General features: G+C 69.5%; 19 protein-coding genes. 12 read left to right on the top strand and 7 right to left on the bottom strand.

Annotated features, from left to right (window positions below; translation table 11 throughout):
- Positions 1-35: 35 nt before the first annotated feature.
- The 8 genes from FHX42_RS16490 to FHX42_RS16455 all read left to right on the top strand — a co-directional run bounded on the left by FHX42_RS16490 (position 36) and on the right by FHX42_RS16455 (position 10470).
- Positions 36-1328 carry an amino acid deaminase gene (locus FHX42_RS16490; protein ID WP_182545341.1) on the top strand — a complete coding sequence of 431 codons (1293 nt, stop codon included), beginning with the start codon at positions 36-38 and terminating at the stop codon, positions 1326-1328.
- A 21-nt stretch (positions 1329-1349) separates the two neighbouring features.
- Positions 1350-2939 (top strand): N-acyl-D-amino-acid deacylase family protein, encoded by a 1590-nt coding sequence (locus FHX42_RS16485; RefSeq protein WP_182545260.1) that lies wholly within the window; start codon positions 1350-1352, stop codon positions 2937-2939.
- A gap of 68 nt (positions 2940-3007) precedes the next feature.
- A complete protein-coding gene (locus FHX42_RS16480; protein ID WP_182545259.1) occupies positions 3008-4402 on the top strand; it encodes a GntP family permease in 1395 nt (464 codons plus the stop codon).
- Between the two features lie 76 nt (positions 4403-4478).
- The gene (locus FHX42_RS16475; protein WP_182545258.1) at positions 4479-5621 is read left to right on the top strand and encodes a lactonase family protein; all 1143 of its coding nucleotides are present in this window, start codon (positions 4479-4481) and stop codon (positions 5619-5621) included.
- A gap of 117 nt (positions 5622-5738) precedes the next feature.
- Entirely contained in the window at positions 5739-7022 is a 1284-nt protein-coding gene (locus FHX42_RS16470) for an extracellular solute-binding protein (protein WP_182545257.1), read from the top strand.
- A gap of 3 nt (positions 7023-7025) precedes the next feature.
- Positions 7026-8000, top strand: coding sequence for a carbohydrate ABC transporter permease (locus tag FHX42_RS16465; RefSeq protein WP_182545256.1), 975 nt, complete (start codon positions 7026-7028; stop codon positions 7998-8000).
- 32 nt (positions 8001-8032) lie between these two features.
- Positions 8033-8875, top strand: coding sequence for a carbohydrate ABC transporter permease (locus FHX42_RS16460; RefSeq protein ID WP_182545340.1), 843 nt, complete (start codon positions 8033-8035; stop codon positions 8873-8875).
- Positions 8876-8877: 2 nt separating this feature from the next.
- Positions 8878-10470 (top strand): beta-N-acetylhexosaminidase, encoded by a 1593-nt coding sequence (locus FHX42_RS16455; RefSeq protein WP_182545255.1) that lies wholly within the window; start codon positions 8878-8880, stop codon positions 10468-10470.
- A gap of 25 nt (positions 10471-10495) precedes the next feature.
- Here the strand turns inward: FHX42_RS16455 and FHX42_RS16450 are convergent, their stop codons facing one another.
- The 5 genes from FHX42_RS16450 to uvrA form a co-directional block, all read right to left on the bottom strand.
- Positions 10496-11602, bottom strand: a complete 1107-nt coding sequence (locus tag FHX42_RS16450; protein ID WP_182545254.1) for a J domain-containing protein — start codon at positions 11600-11602, stop codon at positions 10496-10498.
- A gap of 61 nt (positions 11603-11663) precedes the next feature.
- Positions 11664-12308, bottom strand: a complete 645-nt coding sequence (locus FHX42_RS16445; RefSeq protein ID WP_182545339.1) for a response regulator — start codon at positions 12306-12308, stop codon at positions 11664-11666.
- Between the two features lie 11 nt (positions 12309-12319).
- Complete coding sequence (locus FHX42_RS16440) at positions 12320-13639, bottom strand: sensor histidine kinase (RefSeq protein WP_182545253.1); 1320 nt, start codon at positions 13637-13639, stop codon at positions 12320-12322.
- A gap of 75 nt (positions 13640-13714) precedes the next feature.
- Entirely contained in the window at positions 13715-16117 is a 2403-nt protein-coding gene (locus FHX42_RS16435) for a glycoside hydrolase family 2 protein (RefSeq protein WP_182545252.1), read from the bottom strand.
- A 217-nt stretch (positions 16118-16334) separates the two neighbouring features.
- On the bottom strand, positions 16335-19196 hold the full coding sequence (uvrA, locus tag FHX42_RS16430; RefSeq protein WP_182545251.1) for an excinuclease ABC subunit UvrA: 2862 nt from the start codon (positions 19194-19196) through the stop codon (positions 16335-16337).
- A 409-nt stretch (positions 19197-19605) separates the two neighbouring features.
- On the opposite strand from uvrA, the gene FHX42_RS16425 reads away from it, so the two are divergent.
- The gene (locus FHX42_RS16425) at positions 19606-20382 is read left to right on the top strand and encodes a maleylpyruvate isomerase family mycothiol-dependent enzyme (protein WP_182545250.1); all 777 of its coding nucleotides are present in this window, start codon (positions 19606-19608) and stop codon (positions 20380-20382) included.
- Between the two features lie 34 nt (positions 20383-20416).
- A complete protein-coding gene (locus tag FHX42_RS16420; protein ID WP_182545249.1) occupies positions 20417-21094 on the top strand; it encodes an MBL fold metallo-hydrolase in 678 nt (225 codons plus the stop codon).
- Between the two features lie 83 nt (positions 21095-21177).
- Here FHX42_RS16420 and FHX42_RS16415 read toward each other — a convergent pair whose 3' ends face one another.
- Positions 21178-21726, bottom strand: a complete 549-nt coding sequence (locus tag FHX42_RS16415) for a TIGR03086 family metal-binding protein (protein ID WP_182545248.1) — start codon at positions 21724-21726, stop codon at positions 21178-21180.
- Between the two features lie 189 nt (positions 21727-21915).
- Here FHX42_RS16415 and FHX42_RS16410 point away from each other — a divergent pair, with 189 nt between their 5' ends.
- A complete protein-coding gene (locus FHX42_RS16410; RefSeq protein ID WP_182545247.1) occupies positions 21916-22464 on the top strand; it encodes a DnaJ family domain-containing protein in 549 nt (182 codons plus the stop codon).
- A 531-nt stretch (positions 22465-22995) separates the two neighbouring features.
- On the opposite strand, the gene FHX42_RS16405 is transcribed toward FHX42_RS16410, so the two are convergent.
- Positions 22996-23739 carry an SDR family NAD(P)-dependent oxidoreductase gene (locus FHX42_RS16405; RefSeq protein WP_182545246.1) on the bottom strand — a complete coding sequence of 248 codons (744 nt, stop codon included), beginning with the start codon at positions 23737-23739 and terminating at the stop codon, positions 22996-22998.
- Between the two features lie 122 nt (positions 23740-23861).
- On the opposite strand from FHX42_RS16405, the gene FHX42_RS16400 reads away from it, so the two are divergent.
- On the top strand, positions 23862-24254 hold the full coding sequence (locus FHX42_RS16400) for a DUF2237 family protein (protein ID WP_182545245.1): 393 nt from the start codon (positions 23862-23864) through the stop codon (positions 24252-24254).
- The last annotated feature ends 4 nt before the right edge of the window (positions 24255-24258 follow it).

The raw sequence follows: 24258 nt of genomic DNA, 5'->3' as shown, positions 1-24258 counted from the left end.
ATGCAACATTGGGAGGGTCAGTGCGGGCGGCGAGCATGGACCGGACAGCGGTCGAGGAACTGTACGACGAGCGCATCGACTGGCGCTTCAAGGGCATGCCCGGCGAATCTTTCGGTCGTACGGTCGGCGAGTTCCTCGCCGGGCGACCGAAACTGTTCGAGGCGGGATTCGTCGGACCGTTGCTGGTGCTCGACCACGACGCTCTGGAACACAACCTGCGGACGATGTCCGAGTGGTGCGCACAGCAGGGGGTCCTGCTGGCACCCCACGGCAAGACCACGATGGCGCCGCAGCTGTTCCGACGGCAGCTCGATCACGGTTGCCGGGCCATAACGGCAGCGAACCTGAGTCAGCTTCGCGTCTATCGCGCCTTCGGCGTGAGCCGCGTCCTGCTGGCCAATCAGCTCGTCGACCCGAACGGGTTGGCCTGGCTGGCCGCCGAGCTGGAACGGGATCCGGAGTTCTCGTTCAGCTGCTGGGTCGATTCGGTCCAGGGCGTGCGGGCGATGACCGAGGCCCTGGCCCCCTGCGCACTCTCCCGACCGGTCGACGTCCTGGTCGAGCTCGGGGGTGAGCACGGCCGCACCGGCGCCCGCGATCCGCGGCAGGCGCTGGAGGTCGCGCAAGCGGTGGCCGACAGTCCGGTGCTGCGCCTGACCGGCGTCGGTGGGTACGAAGGCGCGATGTCGCACGACCTCAGCGAGCGGGACGTCTCGACCGTGGACACCTACATGGCACGGCTGCGGGAACTCGTGGGGGCGCTGGCCGAGGCCGGACACTTCCGGGGACTGGACGAAGTGATCGTCACCGCCGGCGGCAGCTCCTACTTCGACCAGGTGACCGAGGCGCTGACGGCACCGTGGCCGACCGAGCTTCCGGTGGTCCCGGTACTCCGCAGCGGCGCGTACGTGACCCACGACGACGGCCTGTACCGCACGATGTCGCCGTTCGGCAGGAAACACCGGCTGAGCGGGGAGGAACGACCGTTCCGACCGGCGATGCGCGTCTGGTCGCAGGTGACCTCCCGCCCGGAACCCGAGCTCGCGCTGCTGACCATGGGGCGCCGCGACGTGTCCTTCGACCAGGAGCTGCCCGAACCCCGGATCCACCGCGACCGGCGCGGGAACACCCGCGAACTCGCCGAGGGCCGGATCACCTCGCTGGCCGATCAGCACGCCTTCCTGTCCCTGCCCGCCGACTCGACGATCGAGGTCGGCGACTGGATCGCCTCCGGGCTGTCGCACCCGTGCACCGTGCTCGACAAGTGGACTCTGATCCCGGTCGTGGCCGGCGACGAGGTGGTCGACCTCATCCGCACCTTCTTCTAGAGGCACCGAGGAGCATCCACTATGGACATCGTGGTCCGGGGAGCTCGCGTCGTGGACGGAACCGGGGCGCCCGAATACCGGGCCGACGTCGGGGTCGACGACGGGCGCATCACCGAAATCGCCCGGCCGAACCGGCTGTCCGGCCGGCGCACGATCGACGCGCACGATCTCGTACTCGCCCCCGGATTCATCGACATGCACTCCCACTCCGACCTGCGCCTACTGGCCGAGCCCGACCACACGGCCAAGGTCTCGCAGGGGGTGACGCTGGAAGTGCTCGGGCAGGACGGTCTGTCCTACGCCCCGGTCGACGACGCGACCCTGACCAACCTGCGCGCCCAACTGGCCGGGTGGAACGGCGATCCGCCCGGGTTCGACTGGAACTGGCGCGGCGTGGCCGAGTACCTGGACCGGCTCGACTCCGGGATCGCGGTCAACGCCGCCTACCTCGCCCCCCAGGGAACGCTGCGCATGATGTGCGTCGGCCACGAGGACAGGCCGGCCACCGGGGAGGAGATCGACCGGATGCGCGAGCTGCTCGCCCGGTCGCTGCGCGAGGGCGCGTTCGGGATGTCCTCGGGACTGACCTACACGCCGGGCATGTACGCCTCCACCGGTGAGCTGGCCGCGCTGTGCGAGGTCACCGGAGAGCACGGGGGGTTCTACAGCCCCCACCACCGCAGTTACGGCGCGGGAGCGCTGGACGCGTACGCGGAGATGATCGAGGTCAGCTCGCGATCGAGGTGTCCGCTGCACCTGGCCCACGCGACGATGAACTTCGGGGTGAACGAGGGCAGGGCGGACGAGTTCCTGTCCATGCTGGACGCGGCCCTGGAATCCGGGGCCGACATCACGCTCGACTCGTACCCCTATCTGCCCGGATGCACCGCGCTGCACGCGCTGCTGCCGAGCTGGGCCGGCGCCGGGGGCGTCGAGGCGACGCTGGAACGGCTTCGTGACCCGGCCCAGCGCGAACGGGTCCGCGAGGTCATGGAGCACGAGGGCTCCGACGGCTGCCACGGTGTTCCGGTCGACTGGGAGACCATCGAGATCAACGGCGTCCAGCGGCCGGAGGTCAACGGGCACCTGGTCGGGCGCAGCGTCGCCGAGTCCGCCCGCCTGGCCGGTCGGCAGCCCACCGAGCTGTACCTCGACGTGCTCGTCTCCGAACGGCTCGGCAGTTCCTGCCTGATGCACGTGGGGCACGAGGACAACGTGCGGGCCATCATGCGCCACCGGGTGCACACGGCCGGCAGCGACGGACTGCTCGTCGGAGATCGCCCACATCCCCGCGCCTGGGGCACGTTCCCGCGTTATCTGGCGCACTACGTGCGCGAACTCGGTGTTCTCGGTCTCGAAGAATGCGTGGCGCACATGACCGGACGCGCCGCCGACCGCCTGGGACTGCCCGAGCGGGGGCGGATCCGCGAGGGCAACGTCGCCGACCTCATGTTGTTCGATCCCGACGCCGTCACCGACACCGCGACGTTCGACGAACCGCGTCGGCAGCCCGAGGGAATCCCGTACGTCCTGGTCAACGGCACTCCGGTCGTCGACGAGGGCGACCGCAACGACGCTCTCCCCGGTCACGCGCTGCGCAAGCAGTCCTGAGCAGACCCGTTTCCCCGCCACCAGCCGTGAGTCGGTTCCGGCTCATCCACACCACCTGGAGGTGACCTGTGTCCGGGTTCCTCGACTGGCTGCATCACGACACCGCCGGGCTGCTCACGTTGTGCGCGGCGGGCATCGCCCTGCTGCTGTTCATGATCATGCGGCTGCGACTCGAACCGTTCATCGCGTTGCTGGTCACGGGCCTGCTCGTCGCCCTGGCCGCGGGACTGTCCCCGGAGGAGATCGTGGGCAGTGCGCAGTCCAGCGGCGAGTCGCTGGTCGAGGACGGCTTCGGCAGCATTCTCGGGCACATCACGGCCATCGTGGGGCTCGGTACCGTGCTCGGGGCGCTGCTGGAGAACTCCGGCGGTGCCCATCTCATCACCCGCAAACTGCTCACGGCGTTCGGAGAAAAGCGCGCACCCCTGGCGATGGGGCTGTCCGGCTTCGTCTTCGGCATCCCGGTGTTCTTCGACATCGGCATCTTCGTGCTGGCACCGCTGGTCTACGTCGCGGCGCGCCAGGGCGGGCGCTCCATCCTGCTGTACTGCCTGCCGCTTGCGGCCGGCCTGTCGGTGACGCACGCGTTCCTGCCTCCGCACCCGGGTCCGGTCGTCGTCGCGGGCCTGCTCGACGTCGATCTGGGATGGCTCATCGCTATGGGCCTGGCCTGCGGCGTACCCGCCTTCGCCGTCGGTGGTGTCCTGTTCCCCTCCTGGATCGGCAGGAGGATCCACGTTCCGGTCCCGGAGGACATGATCGTCTCGGGGGACGAACCGCCCCGGACGGAGCGAGAACCCGCGCTGGCCACGATCGCCTTCATCATCGGCCTGCCCCTGGTGCTCATCCTGGCCGGAACGTTCAGCAGCATCACCCTGCCCGAGGGAGCGCTGCTGGACGTGCTGACGTTCCTGGGCAGCCCCGTGGTCGCACTGACCTTCGCCGTGCTGCTCGCGTTCTGGCTGCTGGGCACACGACGGGGAATGACCGGTGCGGACCTGTCCGCTCTGACCGGACGGGCGCTGCGGCCCCTGGGCATGATCCTGCTGGTCGTCGGCGCGGGTGGTTTCTTCGGCGAGGTGCTCTCGGAGACCGGCGTCGGAGAGGCGCTGGCGGGGTCGCTGAGCGCGGCGGGGCTCCCGGTGCTGGTCTCGGCCTACGTGATCAGCAGTGGCCTGCGGGTGGCCCAGGGGTCGGCCACGGTGGCGATCGTGACCACCGGCGGCATCCTGGCGCCGCTGTTGGCCGAAGCCGACCACTCGCAGCCGCAGCTGGCACTGATCGCGGTCGCGATCTCGGCAGGTTCGATCACCGCCTCGCACGTCAACGACGGAGGCTTCTGGATCATCTCCCGCTACTTCGGGATCCCGGTCGCCGAGACCCTCAAGACCTGGACGGTGCTCGAAACCATCCTGTCACTGGTCGGTTTCGGCATGGCGGTGCTGCTGAGCATCGTCGTCTGACATTGGACCATTTTGGTCTAGTCCAGTCGTCTCCGACGCGGCACACTGAGCGGCATCCCACCGACGAGGAGGCGACATGTCCGACCACGAGATGCGGCGCCGACGGTTCCTGACCCTGGCAGCGGCCGGAGCCTCGACGCTGCTGGTTCCGGGAACGGCCCAGTCCCTGCCACGCGAACGAGCGTGCAACCGAGCGGCCTACCTCGGGAGCTTCACCTGGACGACGCCGCCGGGACACGGCTTCGACATCGCCCGGCACCACTCCGCCTCCGGGAAGCTGACATCGGTGTCCCGCCTCGGCGGTGTCTCCGATGCCTCCTGGATGGACTTCTCCCCCTCCCGCCGGATCCTCTACACCACCAACGAGCTCACCCCCGAAGGCGCCGTCACCGCGCTGGATGTCACCGACCCCTTCGCCCCCGAAGTGCTCAACACGCGTTCCAGCCGCGGGGGCGGACCGACGCATCTGAGCGTGCACCCCGACGGCCGGTTCCTGCTGACCGCGAACTACACCGACGGCAGCATCGTCGTACACCGCCTCCAGGACGACGGCCGCGTCGGAGCGTCGACCGACCTCGTCCGGCACGTCGGCACCACGCGCGCCGCCAAGGCCCACCAGGTGCTCACCGATCCCAGCGGGAACTGGGTGGTCGCCGTCGACCTCGGAGCGGATGCCGTCTACACCTACGCACTGGACACGCGCGGTGGAGAGCTCACCGAACACCGGCGGCTCGACCTGCCCACCGGCACCGGACCGCGCCACCTCGCCTTCCACCCGGACGGCGAGCACGCCTACCTGCTGGCCGAACTCGCCTCCACCGTCACCGTGCTCTCGTGGGACTCCACGAGCGGCACTTTCACGCCGGGACAGGTCCTCGACACGCGAGGCGACCACACCGGCGGGGAGAACTTCCCGGCCGAGATCGTGATCAGTTCCGACGGGCGCTTCGCCTACGCCACCAACCGGGGTGACGACACGATCGCGACCCTGGGGATCGGCGTCCGGACGGATTCGCCGAAGCTGCTGGAGACCGTCCCCACCGGAGGGTCCTGGCCGCGGCACTGCGCGCTCTCCCCGGAACAGGACCGCCTGTACGTGGCCAACCAGCGATCCGGCACGGTCACTTCCCTACCCCGGGATCCGGTCACCGGTTCGCTGCGGCCAGCCGAACTCCCCGTCGACGTCCCCGGTGTCGCGATGGTGGCTTTCCCGTCGTGAACGTCCTCGCAATCGGTCCGTAATGGTTTAGACCTTGTGACGCGGAAGTGGTCCACCTAACATCCACTCAATTGCTCACAACAAAACGCACGTTGCACTGCTTGCAACGGAGGTGTCATGAAGGCGTGGAGACCGCTCGCCGCCGCCACGGTGGCCGTCCTGTTGACGGCCTGCGGGCCACCCCAGGTCGACCGGACCGGACCGCAGCAGGACAAACGCACCGGAACCCTGCGGGTGTGGCTGTTCGACGAAGCCAACCGAGAGCCCAAGGAAACCGTCGTGAACAAGGCGGTGCGGCAGTTCGAGGCCGCCCACGCCGACGTCACCGTGGACGTGCGCTACATTCCGGTCGACAGCCGATCGGAGCGGTTCACCGGCGCCTTCAACGATCCCTCCAGCGCGCCCGACGTGGCCGAGTTCGGCAACACCGATCTGGCCAGCTACGTCGCGGCGGACGGATTCGCCGATCTCACCGGGATGCTCGAACGGTGGCCGGCCGCGGACGACCTGTCCCCCTCGGTGCTGGACACCGCCAAGATCGACGGCAAGGTCCACGGGGTTCCCTGGTTCACCGGCATCCGCGCCCTGTACTACCGCACCGACGTCTTCACCGAGCTCGGACTGGAGCCCCCGCGCACGCTCGACGAGCTCGTCACCACCGCTCGCAGGATCCGGCAGGCCCGCCCGGACCTGTACGGCATCTCCGCCGGCGGCAAGTACCACTACGCGATGATGCCGTTCGTCTGGGCGGCCGGTGGCGACATCGCCACCCGCGACAACGGTTCCTGGACCTCCGCCCTCACCGGCGAAGCCGCCCGCAGGGGCGTCAACACCTACGCCTCGCTGATCAGCCCGGGCATCTGCCCACCGGCGCAGTGCGCGGGCATGACCGGCACGGAGAGCGTGCAGGCCTTCGCCGGCGGCAAGGCGGCGATGACCATCGGCGGGGACTTCAACCGCGCGGCCGTCGACGCGGGCCCGGTCGGTGACGACTACGCCGTGGTCCCCCTGCCCGGCTACGAGGCCGGTTCCGCCGCCCCGGCCTTCGCCGGGGGCAACCTGCTCGGCGTCATGGACTCCTCGGACCACTCCACGCTCGCCCGCGAGTTCATCAAGGTGCTGGCGGGCAAGGAGCGCCAACGCGAGATGTACGAGGCGATGGGCAACCTGCCGACCTTCACCGACGTTCAGCGCCGGGTGGCCGGCGACGATCCGTGGATCGAGCCGTTCATCCGGAGCCTGCAGTCCGGTACCCGTTTCGTCCCCGCCACGCCGGCGTGGTCGGAGATCGACGCCCAGGAGATCCTGCCGACCATGGTGCAGCGCATCGCGACCGGAACCGATCCGAAGGAGGCCACCCGCCGGGCGTCCGAACAACTGAACGCGGCGTTCGGGGACTGACGAATGACCGCGGACACCACCACGCGTCGTGTCGGCGTCGAACCCACCGCACCGGACGACACCGCTCCACCCACCCGCAAGCGACGCGGGGACGGCCGCAGCGCGCTGTTCTACCTCGCTCCGTCCGCGCTCGTCCTCGTCGGCGTCATGGGCTATCCGCTGTACCAGCTCGTGCAGTTGTCGCTGTACGACTACGGTCAGGCGCAGGCCAGCGGCGGGGCGCCGCTGGAGTTTCTGGGGTGGGGCAACTACGCCACCCTGCTCGGTGACGGCCGGTTCTGGACCGTGCTGGTCCAGACCTGCGCCTTCGCCGGGGTGTGCGTCCTCGGCAGCCTCGCCGTGGGAATCGGCCTGGCGGTGCTGGCCGGCCGGGTGCGCACGCTTCCCCGGATGCTGCTGTTCCTCGCGGCGCTGGGGGCGTGGGCGACGCCGGCCGTGGCGGGTTCGACGGTGTGGCTGTTCCTGTTCGACCAGGACTTCGGGCTGGTCAACGAGGTGCTGGTGGGTATAGGCCTCCACGGCTTCGAGGGCTTCTCCTGGACCTACGACCGCTACGTCGCCTTCGGGCTGGTCGCCGGCGAGGTGATCTGGTGCTCGTTCCCGTTCGTGCTGGTGACGATGTACGCGGGCATCAAGGCGATCCCCGGCGAGGTGCTGGAGGCGGCGTCCCTGGACGGTGCCTCCACGTGGCGGACGGCCCGTGAGGTGATCATGCCGATGCTGCGGCCACTGCTGGTCATCGCCACCATTCAGTCCATCATCTGGGACTTCAAGATATTCACCCAGATCTACGTGATGACCGACGGCGGAGGCATCGCCGGGCAGAACCTGGTCCTCAACGTCTACGCCTACCAGGAGGCGTTCGCGGGCTCCAACTACGGGCTCGGTTCGGCCATCGGGGTGGTCATGACGATCCTGCTGCTGATCATCACGGCGATCTACCTCCGTGCCCAACGCGCTACCGGGGAGCGAACGTGAGCATTCCGGCGACCCGACTGCCGCGACGCTTCCTGCGGCGGCCCGGCCGGACACTGGCCGAGATCACCACCGTGCTCGTCGCGGCGGCGGTGGCGTTCCCGCTGTACTGGATGGTGCTGACCGCGTTCAAGCCCCGGGGCCAGATCCAGTCGAGCGATCCACGACCGTGGACGAGCACGCCGACGCTGGAGAACTTTCGCCAGGTGTTCACGGCCGACGACTTCGGGCGGTACTTCCTCAACAGCGTCGTCGTGGCCACCGCCGTCGTACTGCTCTCGCTGCTGGTGTCGTTCCTGGCCGCGGTGGCGCTGACCCGGTTCCGCTTCCGGGGACGCACGGTCCTGCTGGTCATGATCCTGATCGCGCAGATGGTCCCGGTCGAGGCCCTGACGATTCCGCTGTTCTTCCTGATGCGCTCGGTCGGCTCGGCGGTTCCCCAGTTCGGCCTCAACCACCTGGGATCACTGGTGCTGGTACATCTGGCCTTCAGCCTGCCGTTCGCGATCTGGATGCTGCGCGGGTTCGTCGCGGCAGTGCCCGAGGAGCTGGAAGAGGCCGCCACGCTCGACGGCGCAGGCCGGGTGCGCTTCACCTGGCAGGTGCTGTTCCCGCTGGTGGCGCCGGGGCTGGTGGCGATGAGCGTGCTCTCGTTCATCCACGCCTGGAACGACTTCCTGTTCGCCAAGACCTTCATCATCTCGGCCACGCAGAACCAGACGTTGCCGCTGGCCATCCTGACGTTCTTCAAACCGACCGGCAACGACTGGGGAGCCATCATGGCCGGATCGACCCTGATGACGATTCCGGTGCTCGTCTTTTTCGTCCTCGTGCAACGGCATCTCATCTCGGGGATCGCCGGTGCAGTGAAGGGGTGAGGATGTCCTCCACGGCAGCGTCCCGATGGGACGGTCTGCTCCCCCGCCCGGTCTCGGTCGAGCCGCGGCCGGGGGTGTTCCCCCTCGGGGAGAGGACCACGATGGACGGCCCGCCGAAGGTGGTCGAATGGCTGCGACGCCGGCTCGGAACGACCACCGGGCTGGCACTGCCTCCCCACCGCGCCCCCGACGTCGGGTTCCGCATCGACTCCGGGGCGGTACCGGGTCCGGAGGGCTACCGGATGGAGATCACCGAGTCCGGTGTCACCGTTACGGCCCACGACGAGCCCGGTGCGCACTACGCCGCGCAGACCCTGCGCCAACTGCTCGGCGCCGACGCGCTGCGGCAGGCTCCCGTCTCCGGTGAGTGGTGGGTTCCCCGTGGAACCGTGACCGATCACCCGCGCTTTTCCTGGCGCGGCTGTCACCTCGACGTCGCGCGGCACTTCCTGCCCAAACGCGAGGTGCTGCGCTTCGTCGACCTGCTCGCCGCGCACAAGCTCAACGTCCTGCACCTGCACCTGACCGACGACCAGGGGTGGCGCGTCGAGGTTCCGAGGTACCCGAAGCTGACCGAGGTCGGGGGCTGGCGACACCGGTCGATGGTGGGACGAGGAGCCACCGACACCTACGACGACCGGCCGCACGGGGGCCACTACACCGGAGCCGATCTCGCCGAGATCGTGTCCTACGCGGCCGAGCACCACGTCACGGTGGTTCCGGAGGTCGACGTGCCCGGGCACAGCCAGGCCGCCATCGCGGCCTACCCCTGGCTGGGAAACCATCCGGACCGGCGGTTACCGGTCTGGGACCGCTGGGGCGTCAGCGAGCACGTCCTCAACGCCGAACCGGCCACCGTGGACTTCTTCCTGGCGGTCCTCGACCGGATCCTGGAGCTCTTCCCCGCACCGGTGGTCTGCGTCGGGGGCGACGAGGTCCCCGCGACCGAATGGGAGGACAGCCCGCGCGCCCGGCGGAGGGCGGCCGAGCTCGGACTCGACGAACCCCGCGCGCTCCACGGCTGGTTCCTGCGGCAGGTCATCGAGCACCTGCACTCACGAGGCAGGCGCGCGATGGGCTGGGACGAGATCCTCGACGCGGGGGGACACCTCCCACCCGGCACGATCGTCGCCTCGTGGCAGGGCGAGCGCGGTGGCGAGCGAGCAGCCCGGGCGGGACACGACGCGGTGATGTGTCCGGAGCAGTCCGTCTACCTCGACCACCGCCAGTCCGACCACCCGGACGAGCCGATCCCGGTGGGGTTCCTGCGCACCCTGACCGACGTGTACGAGTACGAGCCGGTCCCCGCGGGGCTCTCGGACGAAGCCGCCGCTCACGTGCTCGGCGCGCAGGCGCAGGTGTGGACCGAGCACCTGGACTCACCCCGCCGCGTCGACTACGCCACCTTCCCCAGGCTCTGCGCGTTCGCCGAAGTGATGTGGAGCGAGCGGACACACCGCGACGTCACCGACTTCGAACGGCGGCTGAACACCCACCACCTGCCGCGACTCGACGCCCTCGGAGTCGAGTACCGACCACCGGACGGGCCGCACCCGTGGCAGACCCGCCCGGGCGCGGCAGGGCGGCCCCGCTGAGGTTTTCGCGGTTTCGAGGGCGGTCTCAGGACACGATCCGGGCGAGGACGGTGCGGAAGGCGTCCCGGTCGACGATGGCCGGTTCCTCGGCCAGCCACCGGCCGATCTCGGAGACGAACGACTCCGGTGTCATCGGTGCGACGGGTACGTCCCCGGGCTCTTCCGTGCTGACCTCGCCCGCACGGCTGGAGTAAAGCACCATCGCCCCCGCCACGTCGAGTCCGGGCAGCAGACGCCGGTACGCGGCGACACTCTCGTCCAACCGGGTTCCCCCGCCCCGGAAGCGCCGCCCGTCGCGCCAGAGCGTTCCCGTCGAGTCGACCGCGTAGTGCCCCGGCAACCACATCTTCGACTCGACCAGCACGAGGCGGTGCCCGCACAGCACGGCGTGGTCCACGTCCGCGAACACCGAGTCCGGCCAGGACAGACCGTGGAAGATGCGCGCACCGGGCAACCGGGTCAGGTACTCGGCCAGCAGTTCCGCCGTGAGGTGCTCGCCCCGCTCACCACGAATCGTCCCGGGCCGCCCGAACACCGTGCGACCACCGAACTCCGCGACGAACGCCCGATCGGTCGGGGTGGCGGGCAGCAGGTGCGGAGCGAACCGGACGACTCCGACTCCCACCATCGTCGGCAGCAACCACAGGACCAGCAACAACGGCCACACCGAAGTCATCAACGCCACCGGCAACAGCAGCAGCCACCCCCCCAGGACGCCGACCGTCGGTACGCGTGGGTATCCGGTCGTGGGGACGAAGCGGACGCGTTCACCCGGGTCGACGGTCTCCCACCAGTCGATATCGGCCGGGTCCGGCCGCGGCGTGTCCGGGACGAAGTCGGGATCCTCCCCGAAGGGCTGTTCGGACCACCGCCGCGGCTCGGGACGAGGCCGGAAGACGGTCCCCGACCGCGCCGCCGACCGCGCCGCCGAGACGGTCTCGCCGTCGTACTCGGCTCGCCGCTCGGGGTCGCTCAACGTCTCGTAGGCGTCCCGCAGTGCGCGGAACGTGCCGGTGGTACCGCCCACGTCGGGATGCATGACCCTGGCCAGCGACCGATACGCCGACTTGATCTCCGCGATCGAGGCATCGGGACGCACCCCGAGCAACTCGTAGTAATCGACTCCGCTCACGATTCAAAGCCCACCTTCCGTTCCCGCGCGATCACGATATGGGGGCGGGAACGGCGGGCTGTCAGCAGCCCTGGAGGTAACGCAGTACGGCGAGCACACGGCGGTTGCTGCCCTGGTCCGAGTGCAGCCCGAGCTTGTCGAAGATACCGGCCACGTACTTCTCGACCGCTCCGGCGGTGACGACGAGCTCGGCGGAGACGGCCGTGTTCGACCTCCCCTCGGCCATCAGCGCCAGCACCTCCCGCTCGCGCGGTGTCAGGGCGGCGAGAGTGGACGGCCCCGTGCCGCCCATCAGCCGGGACACCACCTCGGGGTCGAGGACCGTGCCACCCGCGACCACCTGCTCGAGCGCGTCGACGAAGTCACTGACCTCGCTGACGCGGTCCTTGAGCAGGTAGCCGACACCGTCGGCCCCGTCGGCCAGCAGTTTGGTGGCGTAGTGGGTCTCCACGTACTGCGAGAACACCAGAATGCCGATCTCCGGGTGCTGAGCACGGATCCGCCGAGCCGCACGCAGTCCGTCATCGGTGTGCGTGGGTGGCATTCGAACGTCCGCGACGACGACATCAGGACGTCGCGCGTCGACGGCTTCGGCCACCATCTCCGCGTCCCCGACCTCACCGACCACCTCGTGTCCCCTGGCGGCCAGCAGTCTCGCGAGTCCCTCCCGCAGCACCACCGAGTCCTCGGCCAGCAGGACGCGCATCGTATCTCCGCTCACGCCCGCACGGGCAGGTCGATCGTGATCACCGTGGGGCCTCCCCGAGGGCTGTCCACGGTCAGCTCCCCGTCAACGGTACGGACCCGGTCCAGCAATCCCGCGATACCGCTGTCCCCCTCCTGGACGGCGCCACCCGTACCGTTGTCGCGCACCCGGAGCAGCACGCGTCGACCATCGCTGGAGGCTTCCACCACCGCTGCCGTGGCCGCGCTGTGCTTGGCCACGTTCGTCAGCAACTCCGCCACGCAGAAGTACCCGATGGTCTCGATGGCCGGGTCCGGCCGCCGGGGCAGCTCCACCCGGAGATCCACCGGGATCGCGCTGGCCGAGGCCAGGCTCGACAGTGCCGGTTCGAGGCCGCTGTCCAGCACGGGCGGGTGTATTCCGCGTGCGAGGTCACGCAGCTCGACCAGGGCCTGCTTGGCGTTGCGGTGGGCGTAGTCCACGGTCTCGGCGGCTCGCCGGACCGCCTCCTCGGAGGGGTTCGGGGAGCGCAACGTCTCCCGCGCCTGACCGAGGTCCATCGTCACCGTCACCAACCGCGCCTGCGCGCCGTCGTGCAGATCACGTTCGATGCGGCGCAGGGTCACCGCCGAGTCCTCCACCGCGTGCGAACGCGACGTCTCCAGGTCGGCCACCCGCTCGGAAGCCGCGGTCGGACCGAGCAGCCCCCACACCAGCAACCGGTCCACGGTGATCACGCTGCGCACCACCCACGGTGCCAGTATCAGCAGCAGCAGTCCGGAAGCGCTTCCTACCAGCGACTTCGGAACGGTGTCGAGCCAAACCCCGGGAAAGAGCTCGACGGCCAACAGCGGACGGGTGACGCCGTCCGCGTGCGCGTACGAACCGGCCGTGCGGAACCAGAGGGGGTAGAGCAGCGAACCGAAGCCGCCGACGTAGCACGTGATCGCGAAGACGAACGACAGGATCGCCGTGGGCAACCTCAGGAACAGGTACAGCAGCGCCCGCCAGCCGACGACGTCACCGAGCCCGGACCGCAGCCAACCGGACGCCCCCGGTCGACGACGCATCGGCCCGGGATCCCGGACCTCCAGCCCCAGGTGATGAGCTGCTCGACCACGCTCGAAAGCCGCCCAGCCCCTGGCTGCCGGCACCATCGTCGCCAGGAACAGCAAACCGAGTCCGATCGGCCCCGTACCGATCCCCGCCCCCACGGTCACGATGGTGTAGGTGAAACCCGCGATGACGATCGGTAAGCTCGTCACCGCGTACAGGAGCTCCCCGCGGATGCGCCGGAAGAACCCGGCACGTCCGTTCGTCTCGGCCCAGCCGGGTGTCGCGGAAGTGGTCACGGCGGTCACGATGCTCAGCCTGGCACTCCGGAGGTCGCGGCGGTATCCGGTTGCCGGGGGTGCCCGTCCTGGGGGCTATCCCCCACGCACCCGCTGTTTCGGAGCCGGGGGAGCCGCTCGCGTCGCGAGGGTCGCCGTACCGACACCGAGCTTCGGATGCCGCACGGTGACACGGATGCTTCCAGGGGCGTTGTACTGCGAACGAACCCACACCGCACCGACCGCGCCCGCGTCACCGAACGCGAACGGGTTCTCGCCCACGAGCGTGCCCGGCCCGTCGACGGAAATCGTCACCTCACCACCGACGTACGGGCGCGCAGCACCGTAGCGGTCCAGGGCGCGAAAGACCACGCGCGTGGTGTCGACACCGTCGGCCACCAACTCGCCGTCGTCGGCACGCACCGCCAGCACGTCACCGGAGGGATCCCCGGCGAACGAGCGGCTCAGCACGCGGTGGTCGCCGAGGTAACCGTCGACGCGCAGCTCGGGCGGCCCGGAGGGGTCGACGGTCAGCTCGACGAAGGACGGCGGGTAGGGAAGGTTCCCGAAGCGCTTCCCGTCCGGGAACACCGTGGCGAACGGTTCGCCCCCCACGGCGAGCTCGAGGCGGTCGCAGTTGGAGCAGATCATCGCCGTGCCGGGGCCGTTCGGCGGTGCGGACGGGCCGAAGTCCCAGTAGAAGGCGGGCTCGATCACCGGGCGAACCCGCGGGTCCACCTGCGAGCGGTAGATGGCCGCTCCCGGCTTCGGCTCGCGGAACAGGTCGAGCACACCCGGCGTCTTGACGCCCCGGAAGTGGTTCCCGGTGCCGGAGGGGTAATCGTAACCGCACCAGGCGAGCAGCCCGCAGTAGCGGGAATCGGACGCGGCCTGCTCATGAGCCTGGGCGTGCGCGATCGCCTGCGCCTGTTGGACGGCGACCGGATCGGTCCTGCGGTAGAACTTCGCCGGACCGGACAGGGTTCCGACGGCCTCGGAAACCAGGTAGGGCCGGTCGGTCCGCGGCGGCGCCAGGAGGGGGACCCCGTCCCGCCCCCCGTAGTCGTTGAAGGAGAAGACGTCCTGAACGAAGTTCGGGGTGTCGTGCGAGCCGCCGATCATCGCGCCGGTGGTGGGACGGGTGCCGTCCAGCGAGTGCGCGAGCTCGTGGGTCCTCGTCCACAGCTCGACGTCGTCGAGGTTCTCGTTGAGCCGGGACCCCCACAGGACCACCGAGGGGCGGTTGCGGTCGCGGACCACCATCTCGCCGACGTCGCGGACGACGTAGTCCCGCCACTGCTCGTCCCCGATGTAGCGCCCCCAGCCGGCCGCCTCCTCGAAAACCATGAGTCCCAGCTCGTCGCAGGCGTCGAGGAACGCCTCGGACTGGGGGTAGTGCGAACACCGGACCATGGTGCAGTTGAGCTCCGCGCGCAGGATCTCGGCGTCACGACGTTGCACGCGAGCCGACATCGCGGCACCGGCGAACGGGAAGAACTGGTGTCGGTTGAGCCCGAAGAGCCGGAGTCGTTCACCGTTGAGGAAGAACCCCTCCGCGGTGAAGCGGGCGTCCCGGAAACCGATTCGAACGCGGTGCTCGTGTACCGCGTACCCGGCCGTGAACAGCGTGGTGACGACGTCGTAGCGCCGCGGGTCGTCGGGGGACCAGAGTTCGACGTTCCCCGGGTTTTCCAGCACCAGGTCCGTGGTGACACGCCCCGGTTCGTCGATCCGTACCGGCTCCGCGCTTTCCGCGAGGACGCGGGATCCGTCACGCAGTACGACGCGCAGCCACGCCCGGTGGCCGGGTACCCGTGCCGCGTCGAGCGTGCACCGCACGTCGACCCGCCGACCGGAGTCGAGGACGTCGACCGGTCTGGCGAAGACGTCGGCGACGAAGACCTCCGGAACGCCGTGCAGACTCACCCCCCGGTAGAGCCCACCGGGCTGCCAGAAGTCCACCGAGGTGTTCGGGACGGAGGGTTCCGGCCGGTTCGGCGGCACGTTGAGGTGGAAGCGCGCGTCCAGCAGCACGGTCAGCGTGTTGCCACGTTCCCGGAGCCGCTCGGTGACCTCGGAACCGAACGGCAGGTACCCGCCGAGATGCTCACCCACGGTGTGCCCGTTGAGCAGCACGGTGGCACCGGTGAGCGCGGCACCGAAGTCGAGGAACCAGCGCAGACCGGCGTGGCCGCTCGGCAGGTCGAACTCCCGGCGATAGCCCCACCGGTGCTCCCAGTCGCCCGGGTCCCACTGCCGCCACGACAAATCGGTCACCGTGTGCGGCAACGTCACACGATCGAGACCGACACCGTCGAGCCCCCGCCGCGCGGAGTCGGTGGGCAGCGGACCGCCGAACAACCAGTTCCGGTCGAGCGAGAGCGTTCGCGCCGCGGCACCGCGAAAGGACGAGGAACCGGTCGTGCCGGTGGCCGGAGGCGACGAGCGCACGGAGTCGCGGGCGAAACGCTCGGGCGAACCGTCGGCGGTCGATTCCATGAACCGGTCAACTCCTCGTGCGCTCCGGCGCCGTCCCAAGGCAACCGCCCGGCCACGAGAAGACGGTGTCCGGGAAAAGCGGTGTCCGGAGAAGGAACAACCCCGAGCACGGACTCAACCACCGGTACGCGATCCGGGCAACTCGGCAGCACGCGGAGGAGCGACCTCCCGCACGGGCAGCGGGCCGAGTACCGAGCGCGCGGAGCCGGGTAGCCGGTCACGCCTCCCCGAGCACCGGAGCCAGGAACCGGCCGGTGTAGCTGGCCTCGACCTCGGCCACCTGCTCGGGCGTTCCCTCCGCGACCAGGGTGCCGCCACCGTTGCCGCCCTCCGGGCCGAGGTCGAGCAACCAGTCGGCCGTCTTGAGCACGTCGAGGTTGTGCTCGATGACGACCACCGTGTTGCCCTTGTCGGCCAGCCCGTTGACCACGCCGAGCAACTTGCGGATGTCCTCGAAGTGCAGGCCCGTGGTCGGCTCGTCGAGCACGTAAACGGTCTGTCCCGTGGAGCGCTTCTGCAGCTCACTGGCCAGCTTCACGCGCTGGGCCTCACCGCCGGACAGCGTCGGCGCCGGCTGCCCCAGCCGCACGTAACCGAGCCCGACGTCGACCAGCGTCCTGAGGTGGCGGTGGATGGCCGTGATGGGCTCGAAGAACTCCGCGGCCTCCTCGATCGGCATGTCCAGCACCTCGGCGATGGTCTTGCCCTTGTAGTGCACCTCCAGGGTCTCCCGGTTGTAGCGGGCGCCCCTGCAGACCTCGCACGGCACGTAGACGTCCGGCAGGAAGTTCATCTCGATCTTCAGCGTGCCCTCGCCCGCGCACGCCTCGCAGCGTCCCCCCTTGACGTTGAACGAGAACCGCCCCGGCTGGTAACCCCGCACCTTCGCCTCGGTGGTGGCGGCGAACAGCTTGCGGATCCGGTCGAACACGCCGGTGTAGGTGGCCGGGTTCGAGCGCGGGGTGCGCCCGATCGGCGACTGGTCGACCTGCACGAGCTTGTCCACGTGCTCCAGGCCCTTGATCCGCTTGTGCCGCCCCGGCACGGTGCGGGCGCCGTTGAGCTTGTTAGCCAGCGTCGTGGCCAGCACGTCGTTGACCAGGGTCGACTTGCCCGAGCCGGACACGCCGGTCACTCCGATGACGCAGCCGAGCGGAAAGGACACGTCGATCTCGTGCAGGTTGTGCTCACGGGCTCCCACGACGGTCAGCTGCCGTTTGGGGTCCCGCCGGCGACGCTCGTCCGGTACCGGGATCCGCTTGCGCCGGGCCAGGTAGTCACCGGTCAGCGAGTCCTCGTTGTCCAGCAGCTCCTTGACCGGCCCGCTGTGGACGACGTGACCGCCGTGCTCACCGGCTCCGGGACCGATGTCGACGACCCAGTCCGTGCTGCGCACCGTGTCCTCGTCGTGCTCGACCACTATGAGCGTGTTGCCCAGGTCGCGCAGCCTGCTCAGGGTCTCCAGCAGTCGGTGGTTGTCCCGCTGGTGCAACCCGATGGAGGGCTCGTCGAGCACGTAGAGCACGCCGACCAGCCCGGATCCGATCTGGGTGGCCAGCCGGATGCGCTGCGCCTCGCCCCCGGACAGCGTGCCCGCCGCCCGGTCCAGCGAGAGGTAGTCCAGCCCCACGTCGAGCAGGAAGCCCAACCGGGCCTGCACCTCCTTGAGCACCCGGCCCGCGATCATCTCCTCGCGCTCGCCGAGGCGGAGGGCGTTCAGGAACGCCGAGCAGTCCCGTACGCTCAGCGCGCTGAGCTCGGCGATGGACAACTCGCCGTATTCGGCGTTGTCCATGGTCACGGCCAGGATCTCGGGCTTGAGGCGGGCACCGTCGCACGCCGGGCACGGCACGTCCCGCATGTAGCCCTCGTACTTCTCGCGGGAGTAGTCCGACTCGGTCTGCTCCAGCTTGCGTTCCAGGAACGGGATGACGCCCTCGTAGTTGGCGTAGTACGAGCGCTGCCTTCCGTAGCGGTTGCGGTAGCGCACGTGGACCTGGTCGTTGCTACCGTGCAGCACCGTCTTTTTGACCTTGGTCGGAAGCCGGTTCCACGGGGTGTCCATGCGGAAGCCGATCGCCTCGGACAGCGAGGTCAGCAGCCTGGTGAAGTACTCGGCGGTGTGCCCGCCCGCCCACGGGGCGATCGCGCCCTCGCCCAGCGGCAGGTCCTCGTCGGGCACGACCAGTTCCGGGTCGACCTCCTTGCGGATGCCCAGACCCGCGCACTCGGGGCAGGCACCGTAGGGCGAGTTGAACGAGAACGAGCGCGGCTCCAGCTCCTCCACGCCGAACGGGTGGCCGTTCGGGCAGGCCAGGTGCTCGGAGAACTTGCGCTCCCGCTGCGAGTCGTGCTCGTCGGTGTCGACGAACTCCAGCACGACCAGTCCATCGGCCAGCCGCAGCGCCGTCTCCACCGAGTCGGTGAGGCGCTGCTTGGCACCGGCCTTGACCGTCAGGCGGTCGACGACCACCGCGATGTCGTGCTTCTCCTGCTTCTTCAGCGTCGGAGGCGACTCCAGCGGGTGGACCGTGCCGTCGACGCGGGCGCGTGCGTAGCCCTGGGTACGCAGCTGCTCGAACAGGTCCACGTATTCGCCCTTGCGACCGCGCACGACCGGCGCGAGGACCTGGAAGCGAGTGCGCTCGGGCATCTCCAGGACCTGGTCGACGATCTGCTGCGGGGTCTGCTTGCTGATCAGCTCGCCGCAGACCGGGCAGTGCGGCCTGCCCGCGCGGGCGTAGAGCAGGCGCAGGTAATCGTGCACCTCGGTGATGGTGCCCACGGTGGAGCGGGGGTTGTGGCTGGTCGACTTCTGGTCGATGGACACCGCGGGGGACAGTCCCTCGATGAAGTCCACGTCGGGTTTGTCCATCTGCCCCAGGAACTGGCGAGCATAGGCGGACAGGGACTCCACGTAGCGCCGCTGCCCCTCGGCGAAGATCGTGTCGAAAGCCAGGCTCGACTTCCCGGAACCGGATAATCCGGTGAATGCGATGAGACTGTCGCGCGGCAGGTCGAGATCGATTCCGCGCAGGTTGTGCTCGCGAGCGCCACGGACGACAAGGCGGTCAGCCACTCGGTGGTCCCTTCGAAAGTTTCGGTATCGGTGGGCGAACGCACACCGCGGCAAACCCTGCTCCTGCCGTCGGCGTCGGTGCCAACACGTCGCCACCCATGCTAGGCAGCGGCACCGACAACGTCCCCTCCGAGCCCGGGGTTCCCGTCCGACGGTCTCCGCGCGGAAGCAGGGCTCCACCCCACCACAACAGGTCCGCGGACCGGGCCATTCCGCGCCACGAACACCCGTGCCGGGGCAGCAGCACTCTCGGCGGCGCCCCTGAGAGCCCCTCGGCGGCACACTAGGTGTCCCCACTTCAAAATACCTGGACAAAGTACTTCCGGTCCCCCGGCATGAGCACTTATCCTCGAGCTTTCAAGGCACTGCGTTACAGCCCTCCGCACTCCTCGCTTCGGGGGACAAGCCCATGCCCGATCTCGATCTCGGTTCCGGCGGTTGGAACCACGACCCGAGTCCCCCCGCCGAGGTACCGGAACCCACCGCGCTGCTCTCCGCGATCGAGAACGCGACATCGTGGTTGCTGGAGACGGTCCACGGCTTGGACGAAAAGGAGATTCGTCGCCACAGCTTGCTCCCCGGCTGGACGCGAGCGCACGTCGTCTCTCATCTGGCCCGCAACGCCGACGGATGCGTCAATCTGCTCACCTGGGCGCGCACCGGTGTCGAGCACCCCATGTACGCGAGCAAGGAGGACCGGGACGCCGATATCCAGGAAGGCAGCGTGCGCAGCCGCTGGCTGCTGTACGAGGACCTGCGGGCCGCCTGCGCCCGCTTCGCCCAGTCCGCGCGAAAGTTGCCCGGGGCCGCCTGGACAGCCGAGATCGTGGGTGCGCCCGGGAAACCGATAGCGGCTCACGAGATCCTGCGGGCGCGGCTGCTGGAGGTCTGGGTGCACCTGGTCGATCTCGAATGCGGCATCGGGTTCGACGCCATTCCCCTCTCCGACGTCGAGCTGCTGCTCGACGACACCATCCGTCAGCTCGCCGGACGCCCGGACGTGCCCGCGACCACGATCGTCACCGACTTCTCGGACGGCAGGCGCCGCACCTGGTCCATCGGCAACCCCCAGGCCGAGCACCGGCAGGTTCGCGGTGATCCCGACATGCTGCTCGGCTGGTTGCTCGGGCGGTACAGCAACGAAGCCCTCAGCGGCGACATTCCGCGCGTTCCGACGTGGCTTTGAGCAGTGGCACCGGCGCGGCGTTAGGATCACCACCGTGCAGATCCAGGACACCTACACCGGCCACGTCGAGCCCGGTGGCGCGGCGACCCGGCGACGACTCGACGCGCTGAACATCATCAAGCTCTCGGTCGGCTCGATGGACAACAACGCCTACCTCCTGACCTGTCTGAGGACGGGAGACGCCCTGATCATCGACGCCGCCAACGATCCGGAACGGCTGGCCGATCTGCTCGGGCACGACGACGAGCGTCCCCGGCTGCGCACGATCGTGACCACTCACCAGCACCCGGACCACTGGCAGGCCCTCGGTTCGCTGGCCGGTCAGACCGGTTCCTACACCGTGGCGCACCCCGCGGACTCCGACGGGCTGCCGGTGCCACCCGACCGCGAGGTCGAGCACGGCGAGACCGTGCAGGTCGGCGACTGCGCCGTCGAGGTCATCCACCTGCGCGGGCACACTCCCGGCTCGATCGCGCTGCTCTACCGCGACCCCACCGGCCACCCCCACCTGTTCACCGGTGATTCGCTGTTCCCGGGCGGGGTGGGCAAGACCGGTTCCCAGGAGGCGTTCCGGTCGCTGATCGACGACGTCGAGACCCGCGTGTTCGGCGAGCTGCCCGACGAGACATGGGTCTACCCCGGTCACGGCGACGACACGACGCTGGGAACCGAGCGCCCCAAGCTGCCCGAATGGCGCCAACGCGGCTGGTGAGGCGCGCACGGGTGCACGAACCAGGTGACGGCTCGTCGGCGCGTCGTGCTCGTGTGCTCTCTCGACGCGCCGAGCACCCGCCGTCAGGGGCGGCGCCCGAGGAACCCCAGCAGCCGGTCCTGGGCGGAGGCGTCGGCCGGAACGCTCACTTCGGGACCGCAGACGCCCTCCGCTCGCAGGCCGTCTCCGAGTCGGGTCGCGTCGGAACGCACCCGCTCGACCTCGTGGGCGGGCAGCGTCTCGGCCTGGCCGGTGGCTCGGGCGATGTCCCACCCGTGGACGAGGAGGTCGAAGCAGACGAAACCGTCGACGGTCTCCCGAAGCGTGGTGCGCCCGAAGTAGCCCTCGTACTCCAGTCCGGCCCGCTCGGGATCGGCCAGCAGCTCCTCCGTGGCCTCGCGCGCCTCGTGCCAGGCACCGAGCGGGTCCCGGTCGACGGAGTCGCGCAGCGTCATGGACAAACCGACGTGGGTAGGCGTGTTCCGGTGCGTGTCGAGCACGTGGCCGAGAACGTCTCCGGCACTCCATCCCTCGCCCGGGGAGGGACTTTCCCAACGTCCGTCGGGTACGGCCTCGACCCGACGCGTGAACTCGGAAGCCAGTGCACGATAGCGTTCGGCGACGTCCGTCATTCCCGGAGTTTGCCCGACAGCCGGATCGGGCGACGCCCGAGGCCGTGTCGGACGGCCCGGGAACCGAGCCCTCGGTCGCGACGTTCCCGCACCATTCGAGCGCCGGAGTAATCTCGGTACCGGGACGGGACCGGCGCCGTACTTCCTCGGTGGCGGATCGAGCGGCGGGACCTGCGGGAGGGTCGCGGCATGACGGAGCGCAAGCCGACCGGCGTCGACTTCGAGACGTGGATCGACAGGCAGATCCGGACGGCGCGGGAGCGCGGCGATCTCGACGATCTGCCCGGCGAGGGCAAACCCCTGCCCGACATGGACAAGCCCCGCGACGAGCTGTGGTGGGCACGTGACTACGTGCAGCGGGAGGGCCTGTCGACCGAAGCGCTGCTTCCCACACCGCTCCAGCTGCGCAGGGAGGTCGAGCGACTGCCGGACACGGTTCGCGGGCTGTCCACCGAACAAGCGGTGCGTGACACCGCGGAGGAGCTCAACCTGCGGATCGTGCACTGGCTGCGGGCACCGTCGGGGCCACGGGTACCGATCGCCCCGGTGGACGCGGAGAGCGTGGTGCGACAGTGGCGCGCGGACCAAGCAGCAGCCACCGAGACCGACGACGCCGCCGCGGCCGGGCCGACCGACCGGGCTCGGCCGAGCGAGGCTCCGCTCCCGCGCCGCCGGTGGTGGCACCGGCTGCGCGACCGGCTGAAGCCCGGTTCGTCGAAGACTCCGTCAGGACGTTGACCGGCGCGAGCACCGGACCGGTACCCGACGTGTACCGGCATTCCCGGGGTGAAACGCACACCACGACGACGCCGATCCCTTCGGCGTGATCACGGTATCGCCCGAGCAACCACCCAACCGCGCACTGCGGAAATCATCCCTCGGCGGGACCGAGACGCTTGAGTCTCACGACCAGTGCTCCGTCGACGACCGTGAGAGCGGCCATCATCACCGCTCCACCCCCCCCGGCTTTCGACGAACCCCCGCTTCGGAGCTGCTCCGCGACCACGAGGCTGAGCGCTGCCCGTGAAGCCGTCCACGGCCATCGCCGACACCCACGAAGCGGTCCCGGCTCCATCGCGAGATCGATCAGTCCCAATGTTCTGACCCCGCCGGAACTGCCACCGAGACCGGGCACGGACGCGCTGCGGGAGGAGCCCCACCCCCATGACCAGCGTCACCACGCCGACCACGTCGCTCATCCGATCGCCGTCGATGCGAACCACGTCACCCATCCTCTCCGAAGAGGGCACCGAGCAGGAGAGCCCGCGATCAACGTGGCATGCGCCGCCAGATCGGGCGGGGCACCAACCGCATCGCGGCGTAGACCCAGCGCAGCACTCCGGGGACCCACACCTCGCCTCGGCGGCGTCGCAACGCGGCGACCGCGGCGTCGGCGACCTGCTCCGGCCTGCTGGAGAACGGTGCCGGTGACATTCCCTCGGTCATCCGGCCGATGACGAAACCGGGGCGCACCAGCAGCAGGTGGACACCACTGCCGTGCAGCGCGTCGGCCAGCCCGCTGGCGAACCCATCGAGTCCGGCCTTGGCCGAGCCGTACACGTAGTTCGCCCGGCGCACCCGGACCCCGGCCACGGAGGAGAACACGACGAGATGGCCGTGGCCCTGCCGCCGCAGCAGGGTGGCCAGGTGCGTCAGGATGCTGACGTGCGCCACGTAGTCGGTGTGCAGCACCGCGAGCGCGTGTTCGGCGTCGTGCTCGGCGCGTTGCTGGTCACCGAGCACGCCGAAGGCGGTGACCACCACGTCGAGACGGCCGTGGCGCTCGACGAGATCGTCCAGAAAAGCACGGTGGCCCGCCACGTCGTCGGCGTCGAACTCGACCCGCTCGACGGTGGTCGCACCGGCCTGCCGCAGTGTTTCCTCCTCGGCTTCGAGATCGTGACTGCGCCGTGCCGCCAGCACCGCGGTGTCCAACCCGTCGCCGACCAGGCGGCGCGCCACTCCCAGACCGATCTCGCTGCGGCCGCCGAGAACCAGAACCGTTCCACTCATGGGATGCGAGTCTGCCGGACGGAAGCGGAAGGAACGCAGCCGCACGGTCCCCCCGCGAGAAAGGACGCTGCCGCGGGGCCTCGGCCTGTTCCGAGATGCCCCGAGGATGGGATCCTGAATCCATGACGAGCGAGCGCAACGTACTGGGCGGAGAGTTGGAAGCCTGCGGTACCGATCCGCTGACCGGGTTCTACCGCGACGGCTGTTGCAACACCGGCCCCGAGGACATCGGCAACCACACCGTGTGCGCTGTGGTGACCAACGAGTTTCTCTCCCACCAGCAGGAGGCGGGCAACGACCTGTCCACCCCGCGTCCCGAGTTCGGCTTCTCGGGACTGACCGCCGGGGACCGGTGGTGTGTCTGCGCCTCACGCTGGCTGGAAGCCTACGAGAACGGTGCGGCACCACCGGTGGTGCTGGCCGCCACCCACGAGAGCGCTCTCGAGGTGATCGACCTCGAGAAGCTCAGGGAGCACGCCGTGGACGTGCCGGCCGACCCGAGCGCGTTGACCTGAGCGG

The organism is Halosaccharopolyspora lacisalsi (assembly GCF_014137975.1).
In the GTDB taxonomy this organism is placed as follows: Bacteria; Actinomycetota; Actinomycetes; order Mycobacteriales; family Pseudonocardiaceae; genus Halosaccharopolyspora; species Halosaccharopolyspora lacisalsi.
This window is presented reverse-complemented; position numbering and strand designations above follow the sequence as displayed.

Coding starts and splice junctions, on each gene's coding strand:
- FHX42_RS16400 (WP_182545245.1), top strand. CDS start 23,862: ATGACGAGCGAGCGCAACGTACTGGGCGGAGAGTTGGAAGCCTGCGGT.
- FHX42_RS16415 (WP_182545248.1), bottom strand. CDS start 21,726: ATGACGGACGTCGCCGAACGCTATCGTGCACTGGCTTCCGAGTTCACG.
- FHX42_RS16435 (WP_182545252.1), bottom strand. CDS start 16,117: ATGGAATCGACCGCCGACGGTTCGCCCGAGCGTTTCGCCCGCGACTCC.
- FHX42_RS16465 (WP_182545256.1), top strand. CDS start 7,026: ATGACCGCGGACACCACCACGCGTCGTGTCGGCGTCGAACCCACCGCA.
- FHX42_RS16405 (WP_182545246.1), bottom strand. CDS start 23,739: ATGAGTGGAACGGTTCTGGTTCTCGGCGGCCGCAGCGAGATCGGTCTG.
- FHX42_RS16425 (WP_182545250.1), top strand. CDS start 19,606: ATGCCCGATCTCGATCTCGGTTCCGGCGGTTGGAACCACGACCCGAGT.
- FHX42_RS16455 (WP_182545255.1), top strand. CDS start 8,878: ATGTCCTCCACGGCAGCGTCCCGATGGGACGGTCTGCTCCCCCGCCCG.
- FHX42_RS16445 (WP_182545339.1), bottom strand. CDS start 12,308: ATGCGCGTCCTGCTGGCCGAGGACTCGGTGGTGCTGCGGGAGGGACTC.
- FHX42_RS16475 (WP_182545258.1), top strand. CDS start 4,479: ATGTCCGACCACGAGATGCGGCGCCGACGGTTCCTGACCCTGGCAGCG.
- FHX42_RS16490 (WP_182545341.1), top strand. CDS start 36: ATGGACCGGACAGCGGTCGAGGAACTGTACGACGAGCGCATCGACTGG.
- FHX42_RS16485 (WP_182545260.1), top strand. CDS start 1,350: ATGGACATCGTGGTCCGGGGAGCTCGCGTCGTGGACGGAACCGGGGCG.
- FHX42_RS16410 (WP_182545247.1), top strand. CDS start 21,916: ATGACGGAGCGCAAGCCGACCGGCGTCGACTTCGAGACGTGGATCGAC.
- FHX42_RS16470 (WP_182545257.1), top strand. CDS start 5,739: ATGAAGGCGTGGAGACCGCTCGCCGCCGCCACGGTGGCCGTCCTGTTG.